General features: G+C 64.5%; 8 protein-coding genes. All 8 read right to left on the bottom strand.

What is annotated here, in order from left to right; translation table 11 throughout:
* Positions 1–68: 68 nt before the first annotated feature.
* Positions 69–371, bottom strand: coding sequence for a cytochrome C oxidase subunit IV family protein (locus tag Q0579_RS05305; RefSeq protein ID WP_298809923.1), 303 nt, complete (start codon positions 369–371; stop codon positions 69–71).
* The gene (locus Q0579_RS05310; protein WP_298809925.1) at positions 368–994 is read right to left on the bottom strand and encodes a cytochrome c oxidase subunit 3; all 627 of its coding nucleotides are present in this window, start codon (positions 992–994) and stop codon (positions 368–370) included. The genes Q0579_RS05305 and Q0579_RS05310 overlap by 4 nt, the downstream gene beginning before the upstream one ends.
* Positions 991–3084, bottom strand: a complete 2094-nt coding sequence (locus Q0579_RS05315) for a cbb3-type cytochrome c oxidase subunit I (RefSeq protein ID WP_298809928.1) — start codon at positions 3082–3084, stop codon at positions 991–993. Before Q0579_RS05315 ends, Q0579_RS05310 begins: the two co-directional genes overlap by 4 nt.
* Positions 3081–4025: a COX aromatic rich motif-containing protein gene (locus tag Q0579_RS05320; RefSeq protein ID WP_298809930.1), complete on the bottom strand. Its 945-nt coding sequence runs from the start codon at positions 4023–4025 to the stop codon at positions 3081–3083. The genes Q0579_RS05315 and Q0579_RS05320 overlap by 4 nt, the downstream gene beginning before the upstream one ends.
* A gap of 216 nt (positions 4026–4241) precedes the next feature.
* On the bottom strand, positions 4242–6365 hold the full coding sequence (locus tag Q0579_RS05325) for an EAL domain-containing protein (protein ID WP_298809932.1): 2124 nt from the start codon (positions 6363–6365) through the stop codon (positions 4242–4244).
* Positions 6366–6734: 369 nt separating this feature from the next.
* Positions 6735–7385 carry a TadE/TadG family type IV pilus assembly protein gene (locus Q0579_RS05330; protein ID WP_298809935.1) on the bottom strand — a complete coding sequence of 217 codons (651 nt, stop codon included), beginning with the start codon at positions 7383–7385 and terminating at the stop codon, positions 6735–6737.
* Entirely contained in the window at positions 7382–7924 is a 543-nt protein-coding gene (locus Q0579_RS05335; protein WP_298809938.1) for a TadE/TadG family type IV pilus assembly protein, read from the bottom strand. Before Q0579_RS05335 ends, Q0579_RS05330 begins: the two co-directional genes overlap by 4 nt.
* 35 nt (positions 7925–7959) lie before the next feature.
* Positions 7960–9771 carry a hypothetical protein gene (locus tag Q0579_RS05340; RefSeq protein WP_298809940.1) on the bottom strand — a complete coding sequence of 604 codons (1812 nt, stop codon included), beginning with the start codon at positions 9769–9771 and terminating at the stop codon, positions 7960–7962.
* Between the last annotated feature and the right edge of the window lie 132 nt (positions 9772–9903).

Consider the following 9903-nt stretch of genomic DNA (forward strand, 5'->3'; position numbering starts at 1 on the left):
CCCTCGTCCGGTCTCAGGGTGTGGGGCTGGCACGGTGACGCCGTCGGACCCGCCTCCACCGCCCGTAATCACATCATGCGGGCGCGCAGGTTGAACAGGATCACCAGCGTGCCGGACACCATCAGCGCGACGATCAGCGCGGCGAACAGCACCAGCAGGAGATCCTCGCGCGCGGACCGTGCGAAGCTGACGTGGAGGAAGCAGCGGAACTGCACCACCACCTGCACGAGCGCGAGCCCGAGGATGATTGCGAGCGTCGTACCGCCCGCGGCGACGGGCCATTTGACCACCGCGAACGCACCAAGCGTCAGGACCAGCGCCAGCGCGTAGCCGATCAGGTACGTCAGCGTTTCGCGACGCCGCTCGTTCATGCGATATGTCCCTGCAGGTAGACGACCGAGAGGATCGCGATCCAGATGACGTCGAGGAAGTGCCAGTAGAGGCTCAGCCGCAGGATGTTGATCTTGGTGCGCGCGTCGAACCCATAAGCGAGCACCTGCGCGACCATCACCAGCATCCACACGCATCCGACGATCACGTGCACGCCGTGAAGCGGTACCAGCGCGAAAAAGGCCGACAGGAAGCCGCTGCGTGTCGGATAGGCACCGTGCGTGAACATGGTGATGAAATCATGCGCCTCAAGCACCAGGAACGCGGCGCCGAGTAGCCAAGTCACCCCGAGCCAGGCGAACACCGGACGGCGCGCACCGTCATATTTCATCGCGAGCACGGCCAGGCCGATCGTCAAACTGCTGGTCAGCAACAGCAGCGTTTCGGCGAACGCGCTGCGGAGCTCGAACACCTCGACGGGCGTCGGGCCGCCCGCGGTCGCGGCGACAACGGTGCCGTAAACCGCGAACAGCAGCGCGAAGACCACTGCGTCGCTCATCAGGAAAACCCAGAAGCCGAAGATGCCGCTCTGCGCATTGGCGTCGGGATGCTGGCCGGTCCCGCCCAGATTGATGCCGGCGTGGCGCAGGATGGGCTCGCTCATGCCGACACCTCCGCCACGCCGCGATTGCGCGCGGTCAGCTCCAGATGGCGTGAGATCGGTTCGGCCGCGTGACGGGCTGCGTGCCAGTGCTGCTCGGTTGCGGTGACCTCGGCCGCGGGGATGACGCGGTGCTCATCGGGGGTGAAGCTGCGCAGGATCAGCGCCGCCGCGATCCCCAGCGTCGCGACGATTGCGAGCCACCACATGTGCCATACCAAGCCGAACGACGCGGCCGTCGCCGCCACCCCGATCGCGAGCGCGGACACGCTGTTGCGCGGGGTGCGGATCGGTTCATAGGCGGCTTGTTCGCGGTAGAAGCCGTCCTCTCGCTTGTGATCGTAGAAGTGGTCGCGCCGGTCGACCTGCGGGATCACCGCGAAATTATATTCGGGCGGAGGCGCGGACGTCGACCATTCGAGTGCGCGTCCGTCCCACGGATCGCCCGCGAAGACGCGGTTGGCGTCACGCTCGCGGATGCTGACCACCAATTGCACGAACAGCGACGCCAAAGCGCTGAGCAGCACCAGCGCGCCGACTTCCGCGACATAGAGCCAGGGGCGGAAATCGGGTTCGAAGATCTGGTGCGTCCGCCGCGCCATGCCGCTCGCGCCCAGCACGTAGAGCGGCATAAAGGCGAGATAGAAGCCGATCACCCAGCAGGCGAAGGCGATCCGGCCCCAACGCTCGTTCAATCGGAAGCCGAACGCCTTGGGGAACCAGTAGGTATAGCCCGCGAGCAGGCCGTAGAGCAGGCCGGGGATCAGCATGTTGTGGAAGTGCGCGACCAGGAACAACGTGTTGTGGAACACATAGTCGAGCGGCGGGATTGCGAGGATGATGCCGGTGAAACCACCAATGACGAAGGTGACCATGAACGCCAGCGCGTAGAGCATCGGCACCGCGAAGCGTACCTCACCGCGGAACATGGTCCAGATCCAGTCATAGATCTTCACCCCCGTCGGCACGCCGATCGTCATGGTCGCGATGCCGAACACCGCGTTGATGTTTGCCGACTGCCCCATGGTGAAGAAATGGTGGACCCAGACGGTGAAGCTCAGCACCGCGATCGCCATCGTTGCCCAGACGAGCGAGACGTAGCCGTAGAGTTCCTTCGACGAAAAGGTGGAGACGACCTCCGAATAGATGCCGAACGCCGGCAGGATCAGGATGTAGACCTCAGGGTGACCGAACAGCCAGAACAGGTTGGCATAGTTCATCATGTTGCCGCCCAGGTCGTTGGTGAAGAAGTGGAACCCCAGATAGCGGTCGAGTGCCAGCAGCGCGGTCGCGACCGTAAGCGGCGGCATGGCGAAGATCATCAGGATGCTGGTGCACAGGCTGGTCCAGCAGAACATCGGCATCCGCATGAAGCTCATGCCCGGCGCGCGAAACTTGAAGATCGTGCAGGCGATGTTGATCCCGCCGAGCGTCGACCCGATCGAGCTGAGCGTCACCGCCCAGATCCAGTAATCGGGGCCGACATCGGGGCTGAACGCGAGCCCGGTATAAGGGGGATAGCCGCTCCACCCGCCGGTCGAGAATTGCCCCACCACCAGGCTGACCATCAGCAGCGCCGCGCCCCCGGCGGTCAGCGACAGCGCAATCGCATTCGCCCAGGGAAATGCCATGTCGCGCGCGCCGATCTGAAGCGGCACGACATAGTTGATGATCCCGGTCAGGAACGGCATTGCCATGAAGAACACCATGATCGAGCCGTGCGTGGAGAACAGCTGTGCGAAATGGTCAGCCGAGACGAAGCCGGGATTGCCGATCGCGGCGGCCTGCTGCGTGCGCATCAGCACGGCCTCGACGAGCGCGCGTGACAGCATGACGAAGGCCAGCGCCACGTACATGATGCCGATCTTCTTGTGGTCGAGGCTGGTCAGCCATTCGGACCACAACCGTCCCCACAAGCGGTAGCGCGTCAGCAGCACGACCGCGGCGAGCGCGCCGACGACGACGAGCGCGCCCGCGCCCGCGCCGATGATCTCATTCGCGTCGGGCGTCTGCCACGCGCGCACGAACGGCAGGTCGTGCCAGGCGAAGCGCCCGAACAGCTCGGGCCAAACCGGAGGGTGCGCGATCGTCACGAGGTGGAAGCGCCTTTCGCGCGCGGCGCTGATCGCCGGTCATGGGGATGCGACATGCCGCCGGTTGCCGCGACAACGCGGTCGAAGAAGCCCGGCGGCACGGTTGAGAAGGTTTCGGGGCTGGCGATCCCGGGTCGCGACAGCCGTGCCCAGGCGGCCTGGTCGAGCGGTCGCGCCACCCCGCGGGCGTGCGTGCGCCAGCGTGCCCAGGCAGCGGGAGTCATGCTGGTGATCGGGAATTTCTGGTGCGCGAAGTCACGCCCGCTGAACTGGACGTTCTCCCCCTTGTAGCGCCCAGGGCGATCGGCGGAGAAGTTGAACCGCGTCCGCATCCCCGCCATTGCGTAGACCTGTCCCGCGAGGCGCGGCAGCAGCAGCGACTGCATCACGGTGCCGCTGGTCAGATCCATGTGGACCGGGCGCCCCGCCGGCACCGCGAGCTGGTTCACCGTCGCGATGCCCTGATCGGGGTAGATGAACACCCATTTCCAATCGAGCGCGATCGCCTGAACGTGGACGGGGGCGCCGTGCCCCGCGCGGCGGGTGTAGGGATCGTCGCGCTGCGTCGCCGACCACAACAGCACCGACAGCAGGATCACGATGCCGACCGGCGGGATCCAGATGAATGCTTCCAGCGGCCAGGAGAACGCCCATTTCGGGCGATAGGCATCGTTCGTGTTCGACAAGCGATAATGCCAGGCGAACACCGGCACCAGAATGACGACCGGCACCCAGACGAACAGCAGGATGCCGCACACGATCACGAAGAAATGCCGTTCGTGCGCGGCGACCGGACCGGCTGCGGCGAGAAAACCGTGATCGAGCGCCGCACAGCCGGTCAGCATCAGGAAGGCGGCGAGCAGCACGAGGCGCGACGCGTGCGCCGCGCCCGCACGCCGGGCGACCGGGCGATTTGAAGGTGGCGCAACAAACAGGACCACGGCGTCTCCTCACGCGCGGTCCCGGGCGGACCGAGCGACGATGTCAGCGCCGGTCTACGACGCTTGGCCGCGATGGCAACGGGTTCTGCCGCATCGACTTGCTGATACAGGTCAACGAGCGGGGGTGGGAGCGGGGACTTCGCCTAAGCAATGGCGTGCGCTGCCCGTCCGACGCGGTGATCAGCCACATTCACCCTTGGGGGACGGGGATGACGGTCAGCGACCGACGATGCTCATCCTGGCGCATCCGGTATCCGTCGCCGCGACCGCGCTGCGCTCGAAGGAAGCGGCGTCGAGCGGCTTGCCGTACAGATAGCCCTGACCCTCGGTGCACCCGAGCTTCTGTACCACGCGCGCCTGCTCGGCGGTCTCGATCCCCTCGGCGATGACACTGAGGTCGAGCGCCTGGCCGATGCTGGCCACGCCGGCGACGATCGCGACGCTGTGCGGCTCGCGCTCGATGTCGTGAACGAAGCTGCGGTCGATCTTCAAGCGGGAGAGCGGAAAGCGCTTCAACGTGCTGAGCGAGGCGTAACCGGTGCCGAAATCGTCAAAGGCGATCGACACGCCGCATTCGTGCAGGTGCCTGAGCGGCGCCAGCGCCTCGTCGTCGTGGCGCAGCACGATCGTCTCGGTGATTTCCAACTCGAGGTCCTGCGGCCGCAGCGCGTGGCGCTCCAGCGTGGTGGCGACGACCTCGCTCAATGTGCCGGCCTCGATCTGCGCGGCGAACAGATTGACGCTGATCCGTTCCAGCGCGAGCCCGTTCGCGCGCCGCGCGACAAGTTGCCGACACGCTTCGTCGAGCACCCAGCAGCCGACGTCATAGGCGAGGAGATGCTTCTCCAGCGCGAGCAGGAATGCGCCGGGTGCGAGCAGCCCGCGCGTGGGGTGACGCCAGCGCAGCAATGCCTCGGCCCCGATCAGGCGATGATCGGACAAGCGGACCTGGGGCTGGTAGACCAATTCCCATTCGCGCTCGGCATGCGCGCGCAGCAGTTCGTCATTGAACGCGCGCCGTGCGGCGATCTGCTCCTCCATGCCGGCGTTGAAGACGCGAAAGGTGCGGCCACCCGCTTTCTTGGCATCGAGTAGCGCCAGATCGGCGCGCACCAGCAACTGTTCGGCGTCAACGGCGTGGAGCGGGGCGATCGCCGCGCCGATGCTGAACGACACCGTCAGATTGCGGGCGCCGATGTCGAAGGGATCGCGGAAAGCGGCGAGCAGCGATCGCGCCAGATACGACACGCCGATCAGATCGTCACCCGGCAGCATGATCCCGAACTTGTCGCCGCTCAGACGCACGAGCACGCCGTCAACCGGCATCACCGAGGCGAGCCGCACCGCCACCATCTGCAACAAAAGGTCGCCGACCGCGTGCCCCAATGTATCGTTGACGAGTTTGAAGTCGTCGAGGTCGAGCACGATCAGCGACACCGGCAGATCGCCGGCGAAGTATGGAGCCAGGCGTTCGTCCAGCCCATGGCGATTGGGGATGCCGGTCAGCTCGTCGTGCGATGCCATGTGCTGCAGCGCGGCAGCGCGTGCGCGGCGTTCGGTGATGTCCTGCAGGTTGGCGCCGATCTCAACCCCCGCCGGCCCCTGCCACACCGAGACCGAGAGCTCGACCGGGAACTCCGACCCGTCGGCGCGCAAGCCGACGACCTCGACGCTTTTGCCTGACAGCGTGGAGGTGCCGCCCGCGACCACGCGCGCGAGCCCGTTCACGTGCGCCGCGCGGAAGCGTTCGGGCATGATTATCGTCAATGGTTGACCGATCATCTGGTCCGACGGGTAACCGAACATCCGCTCGGCGGCGGCATTCCACAACTTGATGCGCCCATCGGCACCGGCGAGCACGAGGGCGAGCGCGGTTGCCCCGGCGAAGCCGTCGGCGGCGGCAAGATTGATCGTGTTGCGGCGTGTCTCCAGCCGCTCGGTCGCGATCGCGCCCAGTTTCCCGAGCAAATCGATCTCGGCCTCACCGAACTCCGGGTGCGGATGATGGTCTAGGACGCAGAATGCGCCCAGCCGCAACCCCTCGGGGTTGATCAGCGGCACGCCGGCGTAGAAGCGGATGCCCGGTTCACCGACGACGTACGGGTTCGAGCGGAAGCGATCATCGTCGGCCGCGTCGGCGACGATCAACGGTTCCACCCCCTCGATCGTATGCGTGCAGAACGACAGCGCGCGCGGTCTGCTGCCGGTATTGAGCCCGTGCGCGGACTTGGTCCATTGTTCGTCCTCGCCGATCAGGTTCACTGCACACATCGGCAGCTTCAGAAACGCGGAGCCGAGCGCGGTCAGGCGGTCAAACGTGTCTTCCGGCGCTGTACCCATCACTGCATAGTCGGCGAGACATGCGAGCCTTCGAGCTTCCTCCGGTGCCATGAACCCCCGCGATCAATGACCTATGTATGATGCGTATTTGGCGGATGGATCGTAGCGATCGCGTTAATGCGGCGCAGACCAGGCCGGTTGATGACGTTGGCGCCGTAAGAAGAACGCTGGCGAGCCGTCGCGATGTTCGATACGCCCGAGCTTGCGGGGCTGCGGCATGCAATAATTAGCAGTCTTGATGCGCTGTTTTGTCGTCAAGGCTGGCTTCGGTTGCCGATGATCGAGAGCAAGCGTTCGTCTCGCTGGTCTTCCGCCGACTTGTATGTCGCCTCTGCTGTCATCGCCGCCGCGTCACGCAGCGAGGTGCGCCTACAGCCCCGTCGCGGTCGTGCAGTTCTTCTTTGGCGGGAACTTGCTGTCTTCGTTGGGCGTGGTGAAATCCTTCGACCGCGCGCGGAACATGACCGATTTGGTGATAACGGGTTGGATGTCGAGCATGCCGAAGGGGATGACGGTGAACAGCGGCTCGTAATTGTAGCTGACCTGGACGTGGAACAGCACTTCGTCGAGCAGCAGGGATCGTTTGTTCGGTAGTGCCGCGACCGCGACCGTCTGCGCGCATCCCACCACCGGCAACGCCTGAACGTAAGCGCCGTCGAAGCGCTGCCACAGGATGGTGTTGTCGATCGTCCCGTTATTGTCCTTGTCGGTGCCCTGTACCCCGGTGATGATGACGCGCCCGCGGTTGCGCAGGTCGTACGGCTTGGCGGTCAGATCGACCGCATTGAACAGGTCGTAGATCTGCTTCTCGCTGATGCCGACCTCGCCGGTGCCGCTCTGCGCGACAAGGTCGCTCGTCATCGCGGCCATGCGCTGGACTCGGTTGGTAGCCATGACGAAATTGCCGAATTCGAGCGCGGTCAGCGTCATGCCGAGGAACAATGGCAGACCGAGCGCGAATTCGAGAAACGCGACCCCGCGTTTGTCCCGCGCCAGCGCGGCGGATCGACGCGCCCTCACGATTTGCGTCGCAATGCTTCGTTGCGGACCACCGTGGTCGCCGACAGCGGCTCCACCCCGTTGGAAAACCCGATCGCGCTGCCGACGAACTGGAACAGCACCGCCTTGGGATAGGTCACGGTGTAGCTGACGACGTCGCCGGCATTGCCCATCGTTCCGCTCTTGGGCGTGCTCGGATCCCATTTGCCGTTCTTGTTGCGATCGACGAACGGTTCGTTGGCGTCATATTTGCCGTTCTTGTTGGCGTCGGTGTAGATTTCGGGCGTGACCGAGGCGAAGTCGGCGAAGACCTTGGTCTCGATCGCGATCGTCTTGCCCGGGGCGGCGGGAAACAGCGACATTGCGTCCGCGACGCTCTTGCGCATGATCGTGCCGCGCTCGTCCTCGTTGGTTTCCATGCTCGCGGTCGCGCTGCGAGCCGCCTCGATCATCGCGCCTTCCAGCACCTGGCGCGCGAAGGTCAGGTGGCCGAGTTCGATCGCGCCGCAGATCAGGAACAATAGCGCGGGGGCGAGCAGCGCGAACTCGATCACCGTCACGCCGCGGACGCATCGCAGCAGGCGAGGGCAGCGCATCATTTCACCAGATGCAGATCGACGAGTTCGGACGCGATGTCGTCGAACGCCGCCTTCAGCGTTGCCGCATCCGACGTGCGATACACGTGTCCGGGCGCGCATTGCTCGAACATGTTGAGCGTCGCTTTGTCGGTGGTGGTCAGTGCGACGATATAGACCTTGGGCGGGTTCCTCTCGGCCTGGAGCGAGGCGCAGGTCTTGGAGAAGCGCAGCTCGGACTGTTTCGTCAGATTGTCCTTGTTCGCCGAGATCGGGGCGTCACCGAAATTACCGTAAAAGGTCCAGGTGCGGTTGGCATAGCCGTTCGGGGACGTGCCGAGCGCGGTTTCGCCGTCGGTCATGAAGACGAGCGCGCGTTTCGCGTCCTCGTTGACCGGATTGGTGCGCTTGAACACGTCGTCGCGCACCAGCAGGCGATATCCCCACAACAGCCCGGCATGGTGCAGCGTCCCGTTGGCGGGATAGATCGCGGCGTTCTTGTTCTGAACGACATTGACCCAGTAGCTCTTGCTGCGGCCGTAGGTGACCGGCTCAGCCTCTTCCGGGCACTGCCAGTTGGGGGAGGGTACCTCGGTCTTGTTCGCACCGCCGTTGTTTGTTGCACCGCCCTGCGGATTGACGCGGTAACCGGTTGCGTCCTTCCAATCGGCCTGGAAGCGCGGGATGCGATCGTAATTGACGCGGAACGGCGTGCCCGAATTGGTGGTGAAATCCCAGTCCATCGTGTCGGGATCGAAATAAGTGCCGTTAGACTGCGTGATGACGTCGTCGCCCATGCTGGTGGCGCCGTTGTTCAAGCCGAGATAATAATCGTAGAACCAGCGGCGATACGGGTTCGATGCGAAGTTATCGCCATAAGCGTCATAGTTGAGCATCAGGTCCGCATATTGCGAATGCAGCTTGTACAGGTTGAAGTCGGCTTCTCCGCCGGAAAATTTGTAGTAGTCGCTATTCGGGTCGGCGGCACTGTCGTTGCCCGGTTTCCCCTTGCTTGGTTTGTTGGTCGGCTTGTCGGCCTTGTACTTGTCCTTGGGCGTGTAGAAGGGCGGGATGAAGTACGGCTCGATCGGGGGATGCGCGCCTTCGCCGGGCAGCGAGCGATCAATGTCCCACGCGCCCGGATCGCGATAGGTCAGCGTGCTGTTCAGGTCGCGCACCGTTGCATCGTCGAAGACGCAGCCCTTCCAGGCGAGCGGCTGCGTCGGCCAACCGCCGCCGAACTGGTTCGCATACAGATCGTTGAAGCCGAAGCGTTGCCTGACCATCGATGACGGCAGCAATTTGCCGACGTTCGCGGTGATGTCGTACATGACGAAGCCGAGCGCCAGATCGTCGCGAACGTCCGCGCCCTGGTACAGGATGTCGAGGAAGCTGCGCGATGCATCCTTCAACGCGGTGATGCGGGTCTTGGCCGCGCTGCCCTTGCTCGCGGGCAGGTCGGCTTTCAGCGATCCCGTATTGTCGAGCACCATCATGATCTCGAGCGGGTGCGGCTGGATCTCTGCGACTGCCGTCGCCGAAATCGCCTGCTGCGTGTAGCCGAACGTGCGCATGAACGTCATCGGGATGTTGACGGTCGCGGTGACGCTGGTCTGGTTGCGCTTGTTCACCGTCTGGAATTTGGGCGTCAGGACGAGATTGGTCCCCTCCATCGTGCCATCGGGAAAGTTGCCGTAGAAATAGGCGTTTACCTGCGCGCCGCGCGATGTCGGCCCGTCGTCGGTCACCGCAAAGGCACGCGCGCCCGCCAGCGCCGCCGCGTCGACTCCTGCCTGCAGCGCCGATCTGGCAACGTAGAGCCGACCTGTCAATCGGCGTCCAAAAAGGACCCCCTATCGGCGTCCAAAAGGGACCCCCTTCGTCGAGCAGCATAACGGGTATGACGGGTGCTTTGTTCGCGCTGGTTGCGGCGTAGGGCGGGCGTAGCCCGACCGGAGGCGCAA

It is taken from the genome of uncultured Sphingomonas sp., assembly GCF_936927845.1.
GTDB lineage: Bacteria > Pseudomonadota > Alphaproteobacteria > Sphingomonadales > Sphingomonadaceae > Sphingomonas.

Bases quoted from the DNA above. Each gene is read 5' to 3' on its own strand.
- Q0579_RS05325 (WP_298809932.1), bottom strand. From the start codon at position 6,365: ATGGGTACAGCGCCGGAAGACACGTTTGACCGCCTGACCGCGCTCGGC.
- Q0579_RS05305 (WP_298809923.1), bottom strand. From the start codon at position 371: ATGAACGAGCGGCGTCGCGAAACGCTGACGTACCTGATCGGCTACGCG.
- Q0579_RS05310 (WP_298809925.1), bottom strand. From the start codon at position 994: ATGAGCGAGCCCATCCTGCGCCACGCCGGCATCAATCTGGGCGGGACC.